Consider the following 22,980-nt stretch of genomic DNA (forward strand, 5'->3'; position numbering starts at 1 on the left):
AGGCGGTGAGACCAGTGCTGTAGGCGGGTTTCCCGCGCCCTGGCAACTGGCGAACAAGGGAGGGGTTTCCCGCGCCCTGGCAACTGGTGAACAAGGGAGGGGGGTTTCCCCCCAACCCCACTTCGTGGGGACCCCAAAGCCCCCCGTTGAGGCGACTGCTCTGGGTTCCCCCCGTTGTTCGCGTAGCGTCTCCGCTCCTGAGATAGCGCCTGTCGTCTCGAATTCTATTCTGAGGACATTTTGCCAAAACGGGATACTTCCTGTGTATTGCCACTACATACTACTAATGATTCTTTCCACTGATTTACTTATTGCAACCAAAATTTTTTCTTGATTATCTGTTCTTTAGCTAATTTATCTATTTTTTAGCTCTTTGAACTATTAAAAAAAAATCTATTTTAACCAAAAAATATTCATGTAATAATAGCAGCTAATTCCAACAATTCATACTACTAGATTGATAATTCATAAAAGATTTAAATTTTATCTTTTTAACTTTATGAATACTTGATTTAGACATGATTTCTATCCAATGGAGGAAGACGCAAAGAAAAACTGGCGCTGTTCGCCAAAGTGTGGCGTCAGCTATAGCACGACTACACACTTACAATTACCAACCACTAACGACTATCAGGGAAAAAAGCAATGAATGGCACCTACAACCAAAATTTAGTGGCATTATCTATAGCGATCGCAGTCTTTGCTTCCTACACGGGGTTAAACCTAGCAGGACACATGAGTGCAGTCAGTAAAAAAGTCAGAATCGCTTGGTTAATTGGAGGTGCGATCGCTATAGGAATTGGTATCTGGTCAATGCACTTTGTTGCCATGTTAGCCTTATACCTACCAACACCTATTTCTTACGATTTAGGCAAAGTTTTATTCTCAATATTACCTGCAATTCTTGCTTCAGGAGCCGCACTTTTTTTAGTCAGTTGCCCGATTTTAGGTTTTGGGAGATTGTTAATTGGAGGCGTATTGATGGGTTTGGGCATTGCCTGCATGCACTATACGGGTATGGGAGCAATGCAGATGGCAGTCAATACGCAATATGACCCTTTATGGTTTGCAGGTTCTTTAATCATTGCTGTTGCTGCTTCAATTACAGCTTTATGGCTGGGCTTTTACACCCGGAAAACCAAGGCTGGAAGTTTTATTAAGATTTCAAGTGCTATTGCTATGGGAATTGCTATTTCCGGGATGCACTACACAGGGATGGCTGGAGCTTCTTTTACACCCAATAAGTTAGCGCAAACAGTTTCTTTTGTACAAGACGTTCAAACAGATGATACTTTGTTAGGTATTTGTCTGGGGCTAGCAACTTTTATCATTCTGGGTTTTACGCTACTCACTTCCCTTGTCGATAGACATTTATATACTCAAACCAAGATTCTCAAACAGCAACAAGCAGACGCTTTGCGATCGCAACAATTTACAGACATGACTCTCCGAATCAGACGCTGGTTGAGTTTGGATGATGTGCTCAACACTGCTGTCAATGAAATTCGTCAAGCTCTAGATATAGATCGTGTTATCATTTATCGCTTCAAGCCTGATTGGAGTGGCACGATTGTTGCCGAATCAGTGACACGCACCTGGATGCGAACAATAGGCAAAACATTGAACGATCCAATGAACGAACACTGTAGGGAGTTGTACAAAAATGGAAGAGTTAGAGCAACTAATAATATTTACGAAGCAGGCTTTACAGATTGCCACCGCGAGATATTAGAAAATCTTCAAGTGAAGGCAAATGTGGTTGCACCAATTGTCATTAACGATGCGCTTGTTGGGTTGTTGTGCGCTCATCAATGTTCTGGATTTCGGAAATGGCAGCAATCGGAAGTGGATTTGTTCGGACAGTTGGCAATTCAAGTCAGTATCGCCATAGAACATGCAAATCTGTTACACGAATTGCGACAGGCGCAGGAAGTGTTGTGGTTGCGCGATCGCGCGATCGCAGCAGCAAGTAATGCCATCATCATTACCGACGCTAGGCAATCGGATAATCCCATTATCTTTTGCAACACTGCTTTTGAGAACATCACTGGCTATTCGTCACAAGAAGTTATGGGACGCAATTGTCGCTTCTTGCAAGGAAGAGACACAGATCCGGCGACTGTGGGAGAAATACGCAATGCCTTGCAACAAAGACGTGATTGCCAAGTCATTATCAAGAACTATCGTAAAGATGGCACTCCTTTCTGGAATCAATTGACAGTTTCACCAGTCAAAGATGCTTCAGGACAAGTGAGTCATTTTATTGGAGTGCAAGCAGATATTACAGAAAGAATGCAAGCACAGCAAGAATTAGAATCCAGTAAAGAAACTTTGCAAAGACAGGTTGTAGAACTGCTCAACGATGTTCAAGAAGCTGCTAAAGGCGATTTAACCGTGCGTGCAGAAATTACACCAGGAGAAATTGGGGTGATTGCTGACTTTTTCAATCTTATTATTGAAAGTCTGCAACAAATTGTTATATCTGTAAAAAATACAGCCCGACAGGTAAACGTATCTGTTGGAGACAATTCAGAAGCAATGCACGAGTTAGCAGATGAAGCACTTCAACAAGCCGAAGAGATTAACTATATTTTGGAATCATTGGATTCCATGGCGCTGTCAATTCAAGATGTGGCGGACAACGCTCATAAAGCAACAGAGATGGCTCGCAGTGCATCGACAACTGCCAAGGCAGGAAGAAATGCAATGGAACATACTGTTAATAATATTATGAACTTGCGGTTGACAATTTCAGAGACTGCCAAAAAAGTCAAGAGATTGGGTGAAGCATCTCAAGAAATTACCAAAGTTGTGTCCATGATTAACCAAATTGCCCTGCAAACTAACGTACTCTCTATTAACACGAGTATTGAAGCAGCAAAAGTAGGCGTGGAAGGTCAAGCCTTTACGGTGGTTGCAGAAGAAATTGGTGGATTAGCTCTTCGCGCTTCCCAAGCAACGAAAGATATTGAACAAATTGTGGACAATATTCAGTTAGAAGCAAGAGCCGCAATCAAAGCTGTGGAACAGGGATTGACACAAGTGGTAGATGGAACTGAGTGTGTCCAAGATGCAAAGCTCCAGCTTGGTGAAATTTTAGATGTTTCTTGCCAAATTGATAATTTACTCCATTCTATTTCCAATACCACCGTTTCTCAAGCAGCAACTTCTCAAGCAGTGGTATGCTTGATGAAGCAAATTGCTGACAGTTCTTTGCGGACAAGCGATTTATCTCGTCAAGTTTCTACTTCTTTACTGCAAACTGTGGAGATGGCGCAGGAGTTTCAGGCTTCAGTTGGTGTTTTCAAAACAGAAAGAGTGCGGCGTTGATAGGTAAACAGCAAATAGCGACTGCTCAGTCAATACTTTTGCCAAAACGCCCTCACTCTGGAAGAGTAGGGCTGTACAAATAAAGCCCACGCAGGTGGGCTTTGGGTTTTAGCCCACGCAGGTGGGCTTTGTTTATGTAGCCACAGACTTCCAGTCTGTAGGGTTTTTAAGAAATTGGCAAAGGTATTGATTTCATAACACAATTCTGTTTCTTCTTGCCAACTATAGGATGACAGTCAATGAGAAAATAACATTTATTAATAAGAAAATAATCAATTTTTGATTGATATTAAATATAGTAAAATGTGTTTATCTTTGCGTCTTTTCCTACTTTTCAGTCTTTATTTTTTTAAAAAAATACAGTAACTAACCTACTTTTCCTACTGTACAAAATTAGGGTTTTTATGGTTTAAAATATAAGATATAGAGAGTTCAAATGGGGATAATAGCGGTTCAGCCGTGAGCGCGAGAATATCTTGCTTGCGGCTTTTATTTTTTTTAGTTTTTATTTTTTAAAAAAATTTATGTGGAAGAGCTTTTACGAAAAATTCTTTTGTGCAAGAATGTCTCTTGTAAGCAACCCCGCTCTAAAGAGACGGGGCTTTAGCCCAGTTCACGCCTATTTGTCGGAAACAGCCCTTCGCTGCCCTTCCAACAAACAACTCATCCCCGGACTTTCGGGCACGATTGCGGAGTACCCCAAAACTGCAATATTGGCAGACGCATTCAAATCGGCATCACATTCAAAACCACAATGTCCACATTTAAACGACTTACCAGAACGATACGATTTACCGTTAACCGGATGTACGTGGTGACACCGCGAACAAGTCTGACTCGTGTAAGCAGGTGGAACCAAAACTACTGGCACTCCCGCAATACTTGCCTTGTATTGGGTAAACAACCGCAACTGATAAAATGCCCAATTGTTGGTTCTACGTCGTTCCGTTTTAGAACGTGGCTTTTCGTTGAGCGATTCTCGAATGTTTGTCAAATCTTCAAAAGCAAGTGCGGCATTACTTTGTTTTGCTTCAAAGACAATTTCTTTAGAAATGTTGTGATTCAGCCACTTTTGAAAGCGTTGTTCTCTGCCAGAGAGCCGTCTCAGGAGTCTTCTAGAACTCCGAGTGCGTTTGCGTTGAACATTAGCTCTGACCTTACTGTAGCGGTCACGGATAAATTGAATCTGTTTGCCACTCCAAGATTTTCCAGTACTTGTCGTGGCGATATCTCGCCTGCCGAGGTCAATGCCAATTACTCTGGGCGTTTTGCCCGGTGGTTGGCTTGGAACATCAACAGCGATGTTGATATAGTAGTCGCCCCGTTTGGTTTTGTTGAGAGTGGCAGCAGTTGGAGATTGACCTTTGAGCAACCCCAGTTGATAGTTACCGATGCTCAACTTAAACTTCCTGCGTCCACTTATCAATGTCACGCCAACGGCTTGGGACTCTTCGATGTATTGAAAAGTCCGAGCATCCAAATTAATGGACGTTGGTCTGAATGCGTGGATTTGTTTAACAGCCTTAGCGTTGCCAATCACGCGACGAATCGCTTGGCAAACGTGATTTGCTTTCAACCCCGTGGCTTCACGAACGCTCTTGTAAACCAAGTGATGCAACTTGGTTGTATTCCAGCATTTTTCGCGTTTTGCAACGGACAATATCTGGTTGCAAGCATCTGCAAACCCCTCTAAAGTTGCGTCAATCTCTTGCTGCAACTTTACAGGAACTTCAATCTTGCATTTTACAGATATTGTCTGCATTTAAATAACTTGAAAACTCATCCAATTATAATAAAGGACGGTTTGAGTATGCAACGAGTTCTCAAGACAATTTCACTGCCATTAAAATGGCACGAGTCGCAGTTCCTCCTTGGTCTAAAGACACAAGGTTTCCCTGCTCCCGGAGGTTCCAGATGAAAAATGAGGCTCATCCACTAAAAGGTCTACCCAATTTATATGTTTTTTTGTTTTTCTAGGTTACTGGTAATAAAAGATACGAAAATTAAGTTTTAATAAACTATTCAAAAAGATTGTTTTGGGACACCAGGGGAATTTACCAATGATGAGTAGCACCTACCACCAGGGCTTAGTAGCGCTATCTATAGCGATCGCAGTACTGTCATCTTACACAGCTCTAGATTTAGCAGGGCGCGTGACGGCGGCTGAGAAAAAGATCAGGCTGATTTGGTTGATTGGCGGTAGCATCACGATGGGAATTGGTATCTGGTCGATGCACTTTATCGCCATGCTTGCTTTTAGTTTGCCAGTCCCTATTGCCTATGATGTGAAGACGGTGATTTTCTCAATCATGCCTGCTGTCGTTGCTTCTGGAGGAGCGCTCTTTCTTGCCAGTCGCCAATTTTTGAGCTGGCAGCGCTTGCTGTTTGGGGGGGTGTTAATGGGTCTGGGGATTGCTGCCATGCATTATATTGGGATGGCAGCTATGAGGATGGAGGCTCACACTCATTACGATCCCGTGTTATTTGTACTGTCAGTGCTTGTTGCGATCGCAGCATCTATTGCGGCTTTGTGGATTGCTTTTCACTTCCGGATGCAAACGAGCCACAAGGGAAGGTCATCGCGGATATTAAGTTCGCTGCTGATGGGGTGCGCGATCGCTGGTATGCATTACACGGGAATGGCAGCAGCTTCTTTTATGCCAACTCAAGCTGTGGGTAGGGTGTTGGCAAATCAGGCAAATTCTTCTTTAACCTTGCTAGCAACTGGGATTGGGGTGTGTACCCTGATTATTTTGGCGTTTACTCTGCTGACATCTTTTATCGATCGCCGGATGTCAGCGCAAGCTATACTCTTGAGACAGCAGGAAGCGGAAGTTTTGCGGGCGCAGAAATTTACAGAATTGACTCTCCGCATTCGCCGTTCTCTCAAGTTGGATGATGTTCTCAATACGGCGGTCCGTGAAGTGCAGCAAGCTTTGGGTACAGACCGGGTGATTATCTACCGCTTTAATCCTGACTGGAGTGGAACAATCATTGCGGAGGAGGTAGGGTTAAATTGGAATCCCCTCCTAGGGCATACAGTGAATGATTCTTTTTGGGAACGTTATATTGAAACTTACAACGGTGGTCGGGTTTGGGTAACGAACAATATTTACGATGTGGGTTTTGCTCAAGCTCATTTGGAGATTTTAGAACATTTCCAGATTAAGGCTTATATGGCTGCGCCGATTTTGAATAACAATCAACTCCAGGGCTTGCTGTTTTGCCATCAGTGCTGCGGTTTTCGACTTTGGCAAAAGACGGAGGTTGAGTTATTCCGACAATTGGCAATTCAAATAGGGATTGCTTTGGAACAGGCAAATCTGTTGCATGAATTGCAGCAAGCACAGGAAATTTTACGGGTGCGCGATCGCGCTATTGCTGCGGCTAGCAATGGTATTCTCATTACAGACCCGCGTCAGGCAGATAACCCCATTATCTTTTGCAACGCTGCATTTCAAACAATCACCGGCTACTCGCAAAAAGAAGCACTGGGGCAAAACTGTCGTTTCTTGCAGGGACCGGATACAGATCCAACGACGGTGAAAGAGATACACGACGCTGTCAGAGAAGAACGCGATTGCCAAGTTGTGATTAAGAATTATCGTAAAGATGGAACTCCTTTTTGGAATCAGCTGACCGTTTCACCAGTTCGGGATGCGTTGGGACAGGTGATTCATTTTATTGGAGTACAGGCAGATATTACAGAACGAACACAGACACAAGAAATGTTGCGAGACAGTAAGGAAACGTTGCAACGGCAAGTGGTTGCGCTGCTCGATGATGTTCGGGAAGTGTCTAAGGGTAACTTGACGGTACGTGCGGAAATTTCCGTAGGGGAAATTGGGGTTGTGGCTGAGTTTTTCAATGCCATTATTCAAAATTTGCGGCATATTGTGACTCAGGTGAAACACACCGCCGCACAGGTCAATATTTACGTTGGGGAAAACTCAGAAGCAATGCGTTTGTTGGCTGATGATGCTCTCAAACAAGCTGAAGAAATTACCAACACTTTACAGTCTCTCGATGCAATGGCGCTTTCCATCCAAGCTGTGGCAGATAGCGCACACCAAGCAGCAACTATGGCTCGCACGGCGTCCACTGCTGCTGAAAGCGGAAACAGTTCTATGGATTTGACGGTTAATAGCATCATGAATCTGCGTTTAACCATGTCAGAAGCGGCTAAGAAGGTGAAGCGGTTGGGTGAATCTTCTCAAGAGATTTACAAAGTGGTGGCTTTGATTAAACAAATTGCTTTGCAAACAAATATTATTGCGATTAATACCAGCATTGAAGCAGCAAAAGCGGGTGAAGAAGGTCGGGCTTTTAGTGTGGTTGCAGAAGAAGTGAGTCAATTAGCGGCTCAATCGACACAAGCGACTCAAGAAATCGAGCAAATTGTGGATAACATTCAGTTTGAAACCACGGAAGTGGTAAAAGCTGTGGAAGAGGGAATGAATCAGGTGGTGGAAGGGACGGATTTGGTGAGAGATACTAAGATGCAATTAGGGGAGATTTTAGATGTATCCCGCCAGATTGATGAGTTGGTGCAGTTAATTTCTGATGCAACGGTGTCCCAAGCGCAAACTTCACAACTGGTGGCGTCGTTGATGAAGCAGATTGCTCATGATTCTTTCCATACGAGTGAATTTTCTCGCTTGGTTTCGAGCTCTTTGGATCAGACTGTGAGTGTAGCAAAGCAATTGCAGGATTCCGTTGCGGTGTTTACCACTGAGGAGAAGCAGGAAAGTGCCATTGTTGAGCCGCCTATGGCGCTGGAGACGATAGATACTCGCGAGTATACTGTTCTGGATTCTGTGGTAGTTCACAATGGCAATGGCAAACACTCTGTGAAGCGGTAGGTTTTGCCCTCACCCCCAACCCCCTTTTCCACGGGCGAGGGGGCTTAGGAGTCCCTCACCCTGACCCTTCCCGGCTTCTCACCCTACTGCGAAATCTGTAAATTCTCGCATTTTCGGAGTGTGAAATCCAATGACAATATCATGCTTGGGTACTCCCATTTCTATTAGTTCCAAGGCAATGTCAACTTCAGTCGTATTTTGTTGAATCCAAATTTTCTCATTTATAATATCAAGATGCATTATAGGACCGTAAATACGCTTTTGGTTGTTCCAGCCTACTCTTAGAATTTGGTAATGATTGCGTTCTGTATCAAATATTGGTTCAACTTCTACTTCACCGTAACTTGGTTTATACTTGGTATATTTATTAAGAAGTTGTTGAATTTTATTTCGATAATCGTCTATTTTAGCCATTGGACAATTTCCTCATTTTCAATGTTGTAAACAATAATTTTAAGTTGGTTTTCAGATATAGCAATCCTAAATCATTCCTGAAGAACTTAAGAGCGCTAGAGGCGAATATAATTCGCAACTATACAAACAAAGTCCCTTCGGGTTCGCCAGTCGCCTACGGCGGGAAACCCGCCTGCAGCGCTGGACTCACCACCTATGTGGACTTTATTAAACAAACCTACATCCGGCAGGTTTCGTCTGTATTGTGATTTTTAAGCGCTAAGCATGAATTAAATTCAATATCATCTAAAGACAGCTTATCATGGGAGTCAGTCGCTCCATCAAAACTATGTACGCCGTCATTTCGAGCGAAAATATTCAGCTACCCTCCGGAACGTTGGTGAGAATGCCTGGTTCCTGGCAACTCTATCGTACCCTTTGCGATAGTCGAGGCGATTCCTCCATTCCACGTATTAAGTATCGCTCTGGGGAAATTTTACTCATGTCACCACTGCCGAAACACGGACGTGAAGCGAATATTTTGGCAGATGTTGTGAAAGTTTTACTTGATGCCCAAAACCGCAATTATGAAGCATTTACACCCATTACAATGGAACTGCCTTCTGAAAGCGGTATTGAACCAGATTATTGCTTTTATATTGATAATTGGCAAGCAGTGGTGGGACGAGACAGGTTGGAGTGGGATACCGATCCATCACCCGATTTAGCAATTGAAATTGATGTCACTTCATACACTGATGTTAACGACTATATCCCGTACCGTATTCCAGAAGTTTGGATCTTCAAACGCGATCGCTTAGCAATTTATGGTTTGCAGGAAAATCAATACCAGCTGCAACCAACCAGCCGCTACTTCCCTAATGTGGATTTAGGAGTTGTTATCGCTCAGTGTTTAAAAACAGCAGGCGATCGCGGTACGGGTGTAGCTATTCGCGAATTACGCCGTTCTTTGGCCTCTGATTAGGATTGACACTCGCCCTGCTGAAGCAAAGGCTAAGAGTAATTCTATGTGAAGTTGCACATTATTGCCCTCACATTGGAAATGTGGAGCTATACAAACAAAGCCTGCCTTCGCAGGCTAATTGTATGCATCTTCATAGAAAACTGGTATAGCAGTCCCAAATGAAATATAAAAATAAGAGTGAAGACTGCTAATAGCTAATAGCTAATCGTCAAAAAGCAATTAGCCATTAGCCATTAGCTATTAGCCATTAGCTTTAGCCATTAGCCAACTGATACTTTATCAGCACTTGCTGCTTGATAAGACTTCTCCAGACGCATGATTTGCTTGGCTTGGATGGATAGGGAATTAGCATCCAGCCGGTTGGCAATTAGGGCATCGGTGGAAAATAGACCTGCACCATTGATGGTGAAGAAGAGAAAGCACGCTGCATAAATTAAAGACAGTTCTAGGTAGGAAATGTTGAAGCCTGCAACCAGGATGTGATGGTAGACAGCCACACACATGGTTGAGAACAAACCGAGCGATGCCACGCGGGTAAACAAACCAATGGCGAGTAGTGGTGCGCCTAGGAGTTCGGTGAAGGCTGCTACATAGCTGAAAAACAGGGGAAAGGGTAAACCGATGACTTCGACATAGGCTTGAGAGAAGCTTTCGATGTTACCTAGTTTGTCTAACCCGTTGTGGATCATGATGATGCCAACGATGACTCTCAGGAGCGCCCAAGCTGTTTGGGAGGAGACACTGGGATTTACGTTGGGTTTGAAGATACTGGTCAGAAGGGTTGTGGTGGTCATGTTTGCAGTATGAGTGATATTATGAGGACATATTAAAAAACTTAACAAAAACATAAAGAAATGTAAATAAGTAGTTGTAACTGAAGTGGCGATCGCTCACAACTAACCACGATGAAATGCTGTATTGAATGCGATCGCGTCTCGATATCAATTTGTCTGAGCTTTGCTTAAGTAAATCAACGCAAATCATTAATTTAGGTTTTTATTTATACTAGTTCGTTCGTCATTAGGCTTGCCAAAGGCTACATAGGACTACTGGGTGTGAAATCTATGATTTTACATTTCGTTGCATTCTTTGGTTCTCCATACACTGGCTTAGGGATAAATGTGTTGTTAATAACCGCTAAGATTCTGTGTTAGTCTAGATAAATTTAAAGCTATTTAAATGTAGTTATCTTTAGCGATCGGTGAATGTCGGTAGTTGAAAAATATCTCTTCACAGACTCTCACTATCATTTGTCAACGGTAATTACTCGGAGAGAGCTTTAAAATCTCAGAGGGATCGCTAATTATTTTCCGTAAATCTGCCATTAGCATTTACAGTGAGGGCTCCTATACTTTAGAGAGTTTTATTAAACATAACTAATTTAAAGTTATCAGACACGACACAAGCCTGGAGATAAATTTAACAGGTCTTTCTAAGAGTTTGGCTTTTGTCTACTGAGGGTGTATTTTGCTATCTAAAAAATTACATTAAGTAAAACCTGCTTCCCCCTACAACAACAACCATGGAAGATTACGTACAAATTTGGTTTATTTTGAGACGGCGATGGTTACCAGCTTCTATCGTCTTTTTGGCTGTATTCCTGTTAAGTGTTGTGAAAACGATGCAGGATACACCTATTTATCAAGCAAGCGGTCAACTTTTATTTAAAAAGAATACGACCTCTTCTTTGACAGGGGTTGGTAGCCAACTAGGACAGTTAGAAACTTCAGTACGTGGTAATCCTTTAGATAATGAAGCGGCTATTTTGCGTTCTCTGCCTCTTGCAGAAAGAGCTATAGCTGCTTTAAGGCTATCTCAAAGTCCTCAAGTTTTGTTAAAAGAACTACAAGTTTCTAACATCAAGGGTACTGATATCCTGGAACTATCTTACGTAGGTACAGAACCAAAAAAGGCTGCCTCTATTGTCAATACCCTAATGAGAATTTACATAGAAAATGACATAAATGCAAATCGTGCCCAAACTAGGTCTGCTAGAGATTTTATAGCGCAACAATTACCGATAAGGAAAGCAGCATTACAAGCGGCGGAAGAGACATTACAAAGATTTAAGCAGCGAAATAGAGTTTTAGACCTCAAAGCAGAAGCAGCATCTAGTGTAAATATTCTCAGCGAGCTAGATAGGCAAGTAGCTGCAGCCAGATCTGATTTTGCAGCTCAAACGGCGCGTAAGGAATCAATCCAGAGTATGTTTGGTGTGAGCTCGCAAGAAGCAGTTATTGCAGGTTTTGTTGGTGAATCTCCTACAACTATTTCTGTTCTCGGACAGTTACAAGAGGCTCAACAAAAGCTTGAAGTTTCAAGACTCCGCTTAACAAATGCTCACCCAACTGTGATTAACTTGAAAGAGCAAGTCAACATTCTCAATAAAGAACTCAAGCGACGAATAGAACAAAGTTTTATCGGTAAAGCAGGACGCTTTAACCAAATTAAAGACCCAGAAAAAATTGTTCAACTTAGAACTTTAGGTTTGCAACAAGGAATCCTTCAGAGTTTTGCTGGTGCTGAAGCAGAACGTCTGAGTTTGCAAGTAAGGCTTAAAGCTTTAGATAGAGTTATTGATTCCTACAGACAAAGGGCTAATACTTTACCCCAACTAGAGCTTCAACAGCGTCAAATCGAACGTGAAATAGCTGCTACTGAAGCTAGTTATAAAAACCTTTTAGATAGATATCAAGAGCTTCAGGTAGCAGAGAATCAGGAAGTAGGTAATGCTCGAATTATCACACCTGCTTTAGTCCCAGGACAGCCGATAAAGAGCCGTCAGTACGTGAACTTGCTGCAAGGCTTAGTTGGTGGAATTGTTTTGGCTAGCGCTGCTGCTTGGCTGTTAGAGAAAGTTGACGGTACTGTTAAAACTTCTAAATCGGCTCGAGACTTGTTAGCCTCTTATCCTGTACTTGCGATCGTTCCTCCTTTTCCCCATCGCAATCTTATTCACGCTGTTCCAGAAGTCATTGTCAGAAATAATCCCGATTCTCCTGTCAGCGAAGCATTCCAAATGCTTCAAACCAATCTGAGATTTTTTAACTCAGATAGACCTATCAAAGTCATAGTCGTTGCAAGTTCCGTACCTAAAGAAGGCAAATCTACTGTTGCTGTTAATTTAGCTGTTGCCATGTCTCAGTTAGGACGCCGAGTGTTGCTCATAGATGGAGATTTGCGTCATCCCAGCCAGCATAAAATCTGGGAAATTCCAAACGAGCGTGGTTTAAGCAGCGTCCTCACAAGTGAGTCTTCTTTGGAAGAGTCTATAGTTGAAGTCCAGCCGAATTTGCAAGTACTTACTGCAGGTGTTGCAACTCGCAATCCAGTTGCCTTGCTCGATTCCAGCCAAATGGCTGTATTGGTGGCGCAAGTTGCACAAACTTATGACTTTGTCATTATCGATACTCCTCCATTGACCGTAGCAGCTGATGCTACTATTCTAGGTAAGATTTCTAATGGCGTCTTATTTGTTGTTAGACCAGGAGTGGCAGATTCCAGCAATATTGAGCTATCTAAAGATCTGCTGGAAAAAGCCGGTCAGCATGTTTTGGGTGTGGCGATTAATGCGGCACAGACTAAGACTGCGACTTATAGTGTGAGTGCAGCGAGAGTGTAGGGGCGGGGGGACGCTCTCCCCCATAACTTGGGTTCATACGCTGATGCTTGAAAATCAAGTGTTATTAGTAGGACTGACGCAACCTCAACGCCATTTTGGGTATTTTACATATTGTCGCTCCCCCCTATGCGTAAGTCCTAATTAGTTTGATTATCCATACTTATAAAATAGATTATTTATAGAAATTAAGCGATCGCTCATTTGTATAAATAATTCAATTTGCTTACAAACGTCCCAATACTTTTAGAGTTTCAGGCTCTGAAATTTAACGAATTCAACTAAATTTACTCAAGCTACGCTACTATTGTTACAACATTAGCCATTTTTTAGAAGACAATAAGGCTTTAAATATCTTAATTAAGTTAATTGGGAGAATTATCTTTATTTTGGAAGATTGACAAGGTCGAGCAATAGAATTCAAAATGTGCTTTTCTACAACTAAAGTAATATTCTTTTAGAAAGATAAATTGTATTTTTATATATCTTTATTATTTTGTTAACGTTCTATAGAAAGAATAAATCGGGAACAAAGATTAATAAATAAAAACTTTGTATTGTGTGGGGTAGATAAGAATTTCCCTACCTGGGATAGACAGAGAATCTTGAAGAAACCCTATACAGTTTGTATATGATTCTTACTAAATTTTTTCTTTTTACCAAGCTCTCATGCAGACAGGGTAGCTTCAAATGATGCATTAGTAAGAAGGTCTGCACTTTGATAAATTAACTTTTTAGGAGGTTATTTGTGCGGATTGCTCAGGTTGCTCCATTATGGGAGAGAGTACCGCCCCCAGCTTATGGTGGCGTAGAGTTAGTAGTGGGGTTACTGACTGATGAATTAGTCCGTCGCGGACACGAAGTAACCCTTTTTGCATCGGGAGATTCTATCAGTCTGGCAAACCTTGTCTCGGTTCACCCCCAAGCCCTTAGACTTGATAAGAAAGTAAAGGAGTATAACGTTTACGAAACGTTGCAACTCAGCCGGGTGTATGAAATGGCGGAAGAATTTGACGTTATTCACTCTCATATGGGTTATGGAGTGATCCCCTATGCCAATCTGGTAAAAACCCCCACCGTTCATACATTGCACGGTATTTTTACCCCTGATAATGAAAAGATGTATAGGTATGGGAAAAAGCAACCATACGTTAGTATTTCCGATGCACAGAGGGAACCAAGGCTGGGGTTGAACTATGCGGCAACGGTTTACAACGGTATTGATGTCAGCAGTTATAAATTCTATCCCCAACCAGATGAAGAGCCGTATTTAGCCTTCCTAGGTCGTATATCTCCTGAAAAAGGACCGCATCATGCAATAGAGATAGCCAAGAGAACGGGTTGGCGTTTGAAGATGGCCGGTAAAGTAGATGTCGTTGATGTAGAGTATTACGAAAGGGAAATTAAACCTCTTATCGATGGCAAACAGATTCAGTATTTGGGTGAAGCTAACCACGAGCAAAAGAATGTATTGATGGGCGGTGCGGTTGCAACTTTGTTCCCCATTACCTGGCGAGAACCATTTGGGTTAGTGATGATTGAATCAATGGCATCTGGTACTCCAGTGATTGCTATGAAACTGGGATCTACAAAAGAGGTGATTGCCCACGGAAAGACAGGGTTCCTTTGCAACACTGTAGAGGAGTGTGTAGCTGCTGTTGACAAGGTTGCTGAATTAGACCGGGCTGGTTGTCGGGAATATGTTTTTAAGCGTTTTAGCTATCAAGCAATGACTGATGGTTATGAAGCGGTTTACAGACAAATCCTAGCAGATCGCTTTGCTCAAAGTGTAGGGCAATTCCGTAAGTCTGTTATTGCCAGTAACGGTCGCGTTTAAAACAATTAGGTTAAATCTACCTTTAAGTGACTTTTGCTAAACTGAAATTGAGTGATATTAGAAGTCACTACGCGGTGAGTATAAGTACTACACCGCTTTTACTTATTTAATTAGCACACTACTTCTTGTTCTTTGATTATTCTTTTTTTAAGCGGTTGAGCTGGATTACCTGCGTAAATAGTCATTGGTTCTAATGAATGCCCTGTCACTCCGCCTAATGTCAGCACTGCTCCTGCTCCTATAGTAACGCCAGGACCAACAACTGCTTTTGCTGCAATCCAACTACTTTCTTCTATGTAAATTGGTGCAGCAATTAACTGAAAATCAGGATGCTTCCAGTCATGATTTCCCGTACATAGGTATACGCCTTGTGACAAACAAACATGGCTCTGTATGGCAATCGGGGCAATGTTATCTAACCAAGAATCTTCACCAATCCAAACGTGATCGCCAACTGTCAACCGCCAAGGAAACTTGACCCGCACCCCAGGTTTGATACGGACTGCTTGACCAATCGTTGCACCAAATAAGCGCAGCATCCAAACCTTGAAAGAAGACACGGGTAGCCAATAACTTTGTACTAAAGGCGATCCCAGGAAATACCACAACAGTTGTTTCCAAAAGGGAGCACCTGGAGTATATGCTCCTAAAGTATAATTATCTAAACGCATATGACGAATAAATAACATAAGAATTGAGGCTTGCTCCTGTGCGACCTGTCAAAATCCAAAGGAGTGAGCGACAACAATCGCGGAGAATATTCATGAGAGGTTCTTTAGGTCGATTGGAGGGAACGGAAAGAGGGGTAAAAGTAATGCCTTGACTGCCCAGAACTAAGGTAGCTATTACTTTTGCTCGTGGCATATGAAAGTCAGAGGTAATTAAGTACAGGTGTTGTATCTGGCGTTGTTTAAAATCAGATACAAGACTAGTGAAGTTGGTAACCGTGTCAACGGCGCGGTAGTCTAAATGAAGGCGTTGATTTGAAATACCAAACGCTTGGAAAACAGATTTAGCTTGGTCTTTATTTGTGCCACTAGAAACCCAAATTTCTAGATTAGGAAAGTATTGTGCAAATTGAGCTGTGAATTTTTCTCTATCTATACCCCCACCAAGAGTAAATATGGCTTGTGGAAATGGATTTTGATAGGAGGTGATCGCTAAACGTATGGGAATAATACTTAGGAGAACAATGAACAGACCTACTACAGTAAAAAACCAATATTTTTTGAGATAGCTCTGTAATTGCTTCACCGATAACTTCCACCAATTTTCTGTATTCTTCAATTAAGATGCTTAATTTTAACTCAGCGTTTTTAACACAAAGGTCTCCATATTCTGCTTTTGCATTTTTTCATATTCAATTAAGTGAATAGAAAGTAAAACTTCTGCCAAAACTCTTTGAAAGGCATAGTACCATCCATGCCATCCATCGAAAATACCTCTTTTTAAGATGAGGCAGTAGAACAAGATAATCAAAGGAGCTAGAATTTTTTGTTTGCGAATGCGATCTCCCAAACTAAGTTGATTATTAGGAGTTTCTGTTAACTTTTGTGCCTCAATCACCATGTAGCGATCTTGAGCCCATAGCCAACGGCTTAGAGACTTGCGATCGTCATGGTAAATATAACCAGAAAGATAACTAGACTGACCTTCTACGCGTAACAGCTGAGTATGTCCATCATCAATATATTTTGCTTTATTTTTTTTGAAAAGAACTTGGCGGGGTGGTAATAAAGCGCTATGTAATGGTTTGCCAAATACACAGTATTTAAATCGAACAAAGTAACCATCTATGAAGGTATTTAAAGGTATCGATTGAATTTCTTGAAAAAGCTCATCGGTCACTATGTAGTCTGCATCCAAAGAGAGTACCCATTCAGTTGTAACTTTTTCTAAACCATAATTCCATTGCGATGCATGGGTATCAAATTTTCGCTTAAAAACCTGAACCTGTGGATAGGAGGCTAAAATTTCCAGAGTTCCATCGGTACTGTAGCTGTCAATAACAATAATATTGTTTGCCCAAGAAAGGTTCTTGAGCACGCGAGCGATATTGGGCGCTTCATTATATGTAAGCAAAAGAGGTGTAACTTGTTCCATTATTTTGATATGTATCGCTAATAAGAAAATTTTCTCTATTGCATTAAAAACAACTCATAATGTTTGATAATCTTGTTGTAAATCTCTATAAGATGATTAGATATATTCCTCCAAGTATATTTCTCTAAAACTAGTTTCCTGGCATATTCACCCATACTCTTTGCTTCTTGAGGATGTTCTAAAGCTCGTTTTAAAAGAGATGAGATCGCAGTTATATCCAGTTCTGGAACATAACCCAAACGCTCCTCTTTCACCAAACCAGCTAAAGCAACACCAGGAGTCACCAGCACGGGAAGACCAACAGCAAGGGCTTCTAAAACTGCGACTCCAAAATTTTCTGAGTGGGACGTGAGAGCAAACAGGTCTGCTCCCTGCATTAATATATTCTTTCTTTCTCCTTCAACAAATCCGGTAATATGCGTATGAGTGCGAATGCCATGAGAAAAAAGCAGTGATTCTACGTATTTTTCATACTCTGGCAAGCCATTACCCGCCATAACAAAGGTAAAGCGACGATCGGCTAGTTTCCCTAGTGCTGGAATTAGATAATCCAAACCTTTTTTAGGATGGAAACGTGACAAAAACAAGATGATGGGTTCATCTGCCAGAACATTTAGCTCCTGGCGCAAGCGCTGACGAGCATCAGGGATTGCGGGCGGGATGGACAAACCATGAGGCAAGATAAAACTGGGGGTATTTAAACTTAATAGAGAAACTTCTTGCTCTTCTTGTTTGGAGGTCAGGTGAAGGGCTTGGCTACCCTTAAGATTAGCTATTTCTATAAGCTTGAGATAAATCTGCTTTTTGCGAGCGCTTTGCTGGAGAGACCAATGGCACAATTGACCTAAAGGACGAACTATATAAGGAACTTGTTTTTGACGGGCAATCGCCATCGTTACTGTAGAAGGATAAGAAAAGATAGCATGGATGTGTAACAGGTCATATTGATGAATTTTTTGCCATAACCAAGCAGTTAATTGATGGGAAAAAGCAAACTCACGTACAGCATGGGAGTTAGGGGAAAATCGAGAAAAGAACCAAATTGGCACTCCATGGTACTCAGTGCATTCTCCAAGAGATACATCTAGTAAATCTCGTCCGTTATCATTTGTGGTGGCTATTTCAGCATCAATACCCATATCGCGCAGTGCTGTGACCATTTCTATGACTGCAAGACTCGGACCGCCCCGGACTGGAGCAACAGAGGGAATCACGTGAAGGACTTTCATTTTGTTACCTGCTCCCACCAATACTTAAGAACTGCCAAACTCCATCGGCGATACCAGGGTTTGAGGGGTATATCATTTGAGGCAGTGATATTGCTAAAGTAATCTCGCCATTCACCTGCCATCCACTGCTCGTAGGGAAAGAAAAAGCCTCGTTTGGGACGATTCACAACCCAATCAGGTAAATTAGGGACGGCTGCAATCAATAATTTTTTTCCAAAGGCTAAACGAAGATTACTAGGGATGGGCGCAACTGCTTCTAACAAGCTGCTATCAACCAGAGGAACCCGCAATTCTAGTCCCCAAGCCATACTCATAACATCGCTGTCACGGAGTAATTGATTCCGCATATAACAACTCAGTTCTAAAAAACTAACTTCATCTTCTAGGGTGAAAGTTAGTTGCTGATTATTTAGATAGTTTTCCCAATGAAAGGAAGTTGGAGGAGATTCAACGTATTGATGGGCAAGTGTACAAGCTTCTGTATGAGAGAAAATTCCTCGAAAGCTTCGATACGCTGTAGATGAACTGGGAGAACCCCGAAGAAAATCGCCCAATCGCTTTATTTTTGGTGGCACACCCCAATGAGCCAAAGCCGTCCCTGCGCTGGTAGCAAGCATGGGAATTGCTTTCAACTGTTTGCTTTTTGCTACCATTTGTGGAATTTTTACAAAAGATTGGTATCCTGCAAATAATTCATCTCCTCCCAGCCCTGATAGTACAACTTTAGTACCACTTTCACGAGCTACTTTTGATACGCAGAAAGTATTAAAACCATCGATACTTGGTTGATCGATCGCGTCTAAAAATTTAGGTAGTAACTCTTTAGCCGCTGATGCTGTGACTTTATATTCCGTGTGCTTTGCACCAAACTCTTTAGCAATTTGTTTGGCAATCTCCCCTTCATTCCACTGCGTTTCTTCAAAAGCGATAGAGTAAGTACTTAATTGTTCTTTTTGTGTCTGGCTTGCTAGGGCAAGAACAGTTGTTGAGTCAATACCACCACTTAAAAAAATTCCTACAGGTACATCACTGATAAAGTGATGTTCAATCGAGTCAACCAGAGCAGCATGAGTTTTTTCTTGGGCTTCTTGTGGTGAAATTTGTTCGGGGGTGAAGTTAATTTGCCAATACTGCTCTTTCTTTACTCCAGTAGACTGCCAATACAACCAATGACCGGCTGGCAAACAGTAAATATCTTCTATAAGAGTGTGTGGTTCTGGCACCGAACCAGTTACCAAGTAACCATATAATCCCGACTTACTCATGTTAACAGTCGGTAAACTAGAGGCAAGAACAGCTCTGAGTTCTGAAGCAAAAATCAGAGTTGAACCAGATTGCCAATAATATAACGGTTTGATTCCCAGAGGGTCACGAGCTAAAAAACAGGTTTTCTCCAGGTTATCCCAGATAGCAAAAGCAAACATCCCCCGTAAATACTTGACACAGTTATGCCCCATTCTCTGGTACAGCCTAAGAATAACTTCTGTGTCTGTTTGTGAATAAAACTGCTCTCCTTGGGAGATGAGATTTTGCCGAAGTTGTCGAAAATTATAAATCTCACCATTAAAGGTAATCCAGTACCGTCCATCAGATGCGGACATGGGCTGGTGCCCTGCTGGACTGAGGTCAAGAATTGACAAACGAGTATGAGCAAGAGCAGCTTGTCTATTAGTTGAAATATAAAGACCAGCATCATCAGGTCCGCGATGTTGGATCGCTATCTGCATCCGCCGAATAACTGTTTCCAAGGCATCCTGATACCGATCGGCAGTAAGAATTCCTGAGATGCCACACATAAAAATTATCTCCTTGTCATTAACTTGAAATGCTCACCCATAAGATTTGCAAGATTCTGTTGAAAACGCTCAAACCCAAAGGTAGTAATTACTTTCTGGCGTAAAGCTTCAGGCTGATAAATTAAAGGATTGGGATAAACATAGCGTAAAATTTTGAGCAACGCTTGCGTAATTTCTCCGATATCTTCTGGATTAACAAGTGCTCCCAGTTCGCCATGGCAAAGTGCATCAATCGCCCCATCTTGGTTACCTGCTAGGACGGGTTTGCCGCAAGCTAATGCTTCTAGATAGACAATGCCAAACCCTTCTCCTTTGCTGGGCATGGCATAAACATCGCAAAGGTTGTAGTAATCGCACAAATGCTCATCAGGTACAAAACCAGCTAGAGTCACACAACCTTGCAGTTCAAGTTGAGCAATGATTTGCTCAATTCTAGATCTGTCATCTCCCTTACCAATAATGATGTAGTGAATATCGGGAATGACTTTGCGAATAAGTGGAAGAGCTTGCAGAACTTTGTCGTATCCTTTGTACTGTTCTCCTTTTGCTAGTCTTGCAACAGTCAGTATGACTGGCTGTTGCGGGGTAAGTTTATATTGCGCTAGTAAATAAGCAGGTTTAGATGCAGGTTTGAAGCGACTTGCATCAAACGTATTTGGTAGGAGAGCAACTTTGTGGGGATCGAGATTTTGTTCTTTGAGAAGGCGATCGCGTGTGTAGTTGCTCACTGCTAAGATAAGGTCTGCATGATGTAGAGCAGTTTTTATAGAAGAGCTTTTTATATCCCAAGCTTCGATCCCGTGAGCAATAGTGCAGTACGGAATGTTAGTAACTTGTTTTAATTGATAAGCAGCAACACTAAAGTTGAGATGAGTAGAAAAAATAAGGTTTGGCCTTTGCCAAAGACCAAACCCAAGCAATTGAGCAGCAAAAGCAGGGGTACGTAGAGACAAAGGCAAATGCCCAGACCCATGAAAGCGTAAATAAGGAGAAACAAGAGGTAAGTGAATATCGTGCTTGATAAAAATATCGTAATTAAAGTCAGGATATACGCTTTGAAAAGCCCGAACACAAAAAGAAGAATAACGTTGGATGCCCCCTGTAGAGTCAAATAAGTCAGGTAACCACAGATGACAGTGAAATTGATTTTGAGTTGAATACATGGTTCTGAGTTACCGTCCTTTCATCAATAGTAATAGGGATGTGATTAAAGAGACAGTGCTTGTCCTCGCTTGGTTTTTGACTGATAAAATTTATTGAGAAAATATACTAAGACAATGGAAGCTGATGTGCTGGCTACAACTTCTACTAAAGAGCCACCAGGTTGAATTAAACCCAATCCAGGTAAAAACCATGAAGCAAATCCCGACCAATTGCCATTGACTAATTTTTGTCCGGCTGCAATATCGACAATTCGCAGTAGAGTACCATAGATAAGGAAACCCAACAACACACCTGTAGAACCAAAGTTGATATAAAATTCCATAACCTGCCCAACTCCTACACTCGTGCCATCTGCAAACTGCAGACCAGTGTAACGACTAACAATTTCAGGGCTACCAGCACGCACTGGTTTATCTGGCCAAACAAGACGAGGAATTGCTGCAATCGCTGCTTGTTCTAGGGTTCCCCCATCAGCATAATCAACAAATCCTGCTGTAATATGGTTAACAGCTTGACCTACCAAAGTATTTTGGTTAAGGCGAGCGTCAATCGCTTCTAAATGTTCTTGTTTAAATGGATCGAAAAATTCAAAGGTAGTAACTGTTTGCCACAACCGCTCAATTCTTGTTTGTCCGCTCTGACTACCCCAAACTGTTGCACGAATCTCAACGCGATCTCGCATATAGTTGACGAAGACGGATAGTCCAAATACAAGCAGAAGTAACGCAGTAACAACAACTTTCCATCGTGGGCGATAGAAGTTAAAGACAAAAATGAGTACAACTAATGACGCAACGGCTCCGTACCCAATAAACCCTAAAGTTAACACAGTTACAAGTGGCATACTACAAGCAATTATCAGCCATGTCAGAAAGGCTTTACTATCACCCATATACCAAGATTTCCAACAAGCAAGACATAAGCCCACAACGAAGAGAGATACACCTGATGTTGTTATGGCAGACAAACCAGGAACACCAAGCAAAATAGGAGCTATAGCCACACAGATAAACAGACCTATCGAAATGTAAGTCTTGGGGAGTTTCAAGTCAGGCTTGTAAGAAACTTCAGACAGCCAAACAGGTCTCATCTCTCTGAGTACCCAAGGTGCTACAAGAGTGCTACCAATTCCAAACCCAATGACACCGTAAACACTTTGATGAAAACCAGCTAAGACATGAGCAATAGAAACATCTTGACTCATTAAATATTCTGAGGTGGGAGTATACCAAGGAAACGCATAAATTAAAGCCCCAAACCAATGAATCATGGACAGGGTTAGCAAATAAATCAGTGGTAATCCCGCACTTGCTCGTTTTTGATTCCACTGGTTGCGAACGACTAAATGAACAACCATCAGCCAAATAAACAACCAAAATATTAACCATAAATGATCTTCTTTCAGCATTATTACTTATCTCTTATTCTTCAAAAACATATAAATAGCAGCAGAGGTTGCTGTTACTTTTACCCAATGCTTTGAGATGAAGTTATCATAAACTCTCCGTCACATTTATGCCACATCTTTTTCAATTTTGGTAATACCTTTTTAACAATTTTGTGAAACTTTTAGGCTAAATACTTAAGTAAGTTAGTGAGAAAAAAGCAACCCATGTAACGAAAAGTAAACTTTCTGTATTTGGCTCGTAGTTGCGCTGTCTA

Annotated in this window: 15 protein-coding genes; 5 read left to right on the forward strand and 10 right to left on the reverse strand. The window is 41.8% G+C overall.

Annotated features, from left to right (window positions below; translation table 11 throughout):
* Window positions 1–645 precede the first annotated feature (645 nt).
* A complete protein-coding gene (locus tag HC643_RS32505) occupies window positions 646–3,330 on the forward strand; it encodes an MHYT domain-containing protein (RefSeq protein ID WP_050046606.1) in 2,685 nt (894 codons plus the stop codon).
* Between the two features lie 619 nt (window positions 3,331–3,949).
* Here HC643_RS32505 and HC643_RS32510 read toward each other — a convergent pair.
* Window positions 3,950–5,092: an RNA-guided endonuclease InsQ/TnpB family protein gene (locus HC643_RS32510; RefSeq protein ID WP_050046605.1), complete on the reverse strand. Its 1,143-nt coding sequence runs from the start codon at window positions 5,090–5,092 to the stop codon at window positions 3,950–3,952.
* 298 nt (window positions 5,093–5,390) lie between these two features.
* On the opposite strand from HC643_RS32510, the gene HC643_RS32515 reads away from it, so the two are divergent.
* Complete coding sequence (locus HC643_RS32515) at window positions 5,391–8,192, forward strand: MHYT domain-containing protein (RefSeq protein WP_237265994.1); 2,802 nt, start codon at window positions 5,391–5,393, stop codon at window positions 8,190–8,192.
* A 78-nt stretch (window positions 8,193–8,270) separates the two neighbouring features.
* Here HC643_RS32515 and HC643_RS32520 read toward each other — a convergent pair whose 3' ends face one another.
* Window positions 8,271–8,606: a XisI protein gene (locus HC643_RS32520; RefSeq protein WP_038085756.1), complete on the reverse strand. Its 336-nt coding sequence runs from the start codon at window positions 8,604–8,606 to the stop codon at window positions 8,271–8,273.
* Between the two features lie 328 nt (window positions 8,607–8,934).
* Between HC643_RS32520 and HC643_RS32525 the strand changes: the two genes are divergently transcribed.
* Complete coding sequence (locus HC643_RS32525; RefSeq protein WP_038085762.1) at window positions 8,935–9,570, forward strand: Uma2 family endonuclease; 636 nt, start codon at window positions 8,935–8,937, stop codon at window positions 9,568–9,570.
* A gap of 260 nt (window positions 9,571–9,830) precedes the next feature.
* Here the strand turns inward: HC643_RS32525 and HC643_RS32530 are convergent, their stop codons facing one another.
* Window positions 9,831–10,364 carry a DoxX family protein gene (locus tag HC643_RS32530; protein ID WP_038085834.1) on the reverse strand — a complete coding sequence of 178 codons (534 nt, stop codon included), beginning with the start codon at window positions 10,362–10,364 and terminating at the stop codon, window positions 9,831–9,833.
* A gap of 728 nt (window positions 10,365–11,092) precedes the next feature.
* Here HC643_RS32530 and HC643_RS32535 point away from each other — a divergent pair.
* Both HC643_RS32535 and HC643_RS32540 read left to right on the forward strand, forming a co-directional pair.
* A complete protein-coding gene (locus HC643_RS32535; protein WP_038085763.1) occupies window positions 11,093–13,192 on the forward strand; it encodes a GumC family protein in 2,100 nt (699 codons plus the stop codon).
* Between the two features lie 745 nt (window positions 13,193–13,937).
* Entirely contained in the window at window positions 13,938–15,026 is a 1,089-nt protein-coding gene (locus HC643_RS32540) for a glycosyltransferase family 4 protein (protein ID WP_038085766.1), read from the forward strand.
* Window positions 15,027–15,136: 110 nt separating this feature from the next.
* On the opposite strand, the gene HC643_RS32545 is transcribed toward HC643_RS32540, so the two are convergent.
* From HC643_RS32545 to HC643_RS32575, 7 genes are read right to left on the reverse strand one after another with little or no spacing between them, the layout of a single operon-like run.
* Window positions 15,137–15,697: a WcaF family extracellular polysaccharide biosynthesis acetyltransferase gene (locus HC643_RS32545; RefSeq protein ID WP_038085769.1), complete on the reverse strand. Its 561-nt coding sequence runs from the start codon at window positions 15,695–15,697 to the stop codon at window positions 15,137–15,139.
* On the reverse strand, window positions 15,684–16,280 hold the full coding sequence (locus HC643_RS32550; RefSeq protein WP_038085837.1) for a YdcF family protein: 597 nt from the start codon (window positions 16,278–16,280) through the stop codon (window positions 15,684–15,686). The genes HC643_RS32545 and HC643_RS32550 overlap by 14 nt, the downstream gene beginning before the upstream one ends.
* Before the next feature lie 48 nt (window positions 16,281–16,328).
* Window positions 16,329–17,129 (reverse strand): glycosyltransferase family 2 protein, encoded by an 801-nt coding sequence (locus HC643_RS32555; protein ID WP_408019758.1) that lies wholly within the window; start codon window positions 17,127–17,129, stop codon window positions 16,329–16,331.
* 35 nt (window positions 17,130–17,164) lie between these two features.
* The gene (locus tag HC643_RS32560) at window positions 17,165–18,358 is read right to left on the reverse strand and encodes a glycosyltransferase (protein WP_038085774.1); all 1,194 of its coding nucleotides are present in this window, start codon (window positions 18,356–18,358) and stop codon (window positions 17,165–17,167) included.
* A complete protein-coding gene (asnB, locus tag HC643_RS32565) occupies window positions 18,355–20,154 on the reverse strand; it encodes an asparagine synthase (glutamine-hydrolyzing) (RefSeq protein ID WP_038085777.1) in 1,800 nt (599 codons plus the stop codon). Before asnB ends, HC643_RS32560 begins: the two co-directional genes overlap by 4 nt.
* A 5-nt stretch (window positions 20,155–20,159) precedes the next feature.
* Entirely contained in the window at window positions 20,160–21,317 is a 1,158-nt protein-coding gene (locus tag HC643_RS32570; RefSeq protein ID WP_038085779.1) for a glycosyltransferase, read from the reverse strand.
* A 44-nt stretch (window positions 21,318–21,361) separates the two neighbouring features.
* Window positions 21,362–22,726 (reverse strand): hypothetical protein, encoded by a 1,365-nt coding sequence (locus HC643_RS32575; RefSeq protein WP_038085781.1) that lies wholly within the window; start codon window positions 22,724–22,726, stop codon window positions 21,362–21,364.
* Window positions 22,727–22,980: the final 254 nt, after the last annotated feature.

It is taken from the genome of Tolypothrix bouteillei VB521301, assembly GCF_000760695.4.
In the GTDB taxonomy this organism is placed as follows: Bacteria; Cyanobacteriota; Cyanobacteriia; order Cyanobacteriales; family Nostocaceae; genus Scytonema; species Scytonema bouteillei_A.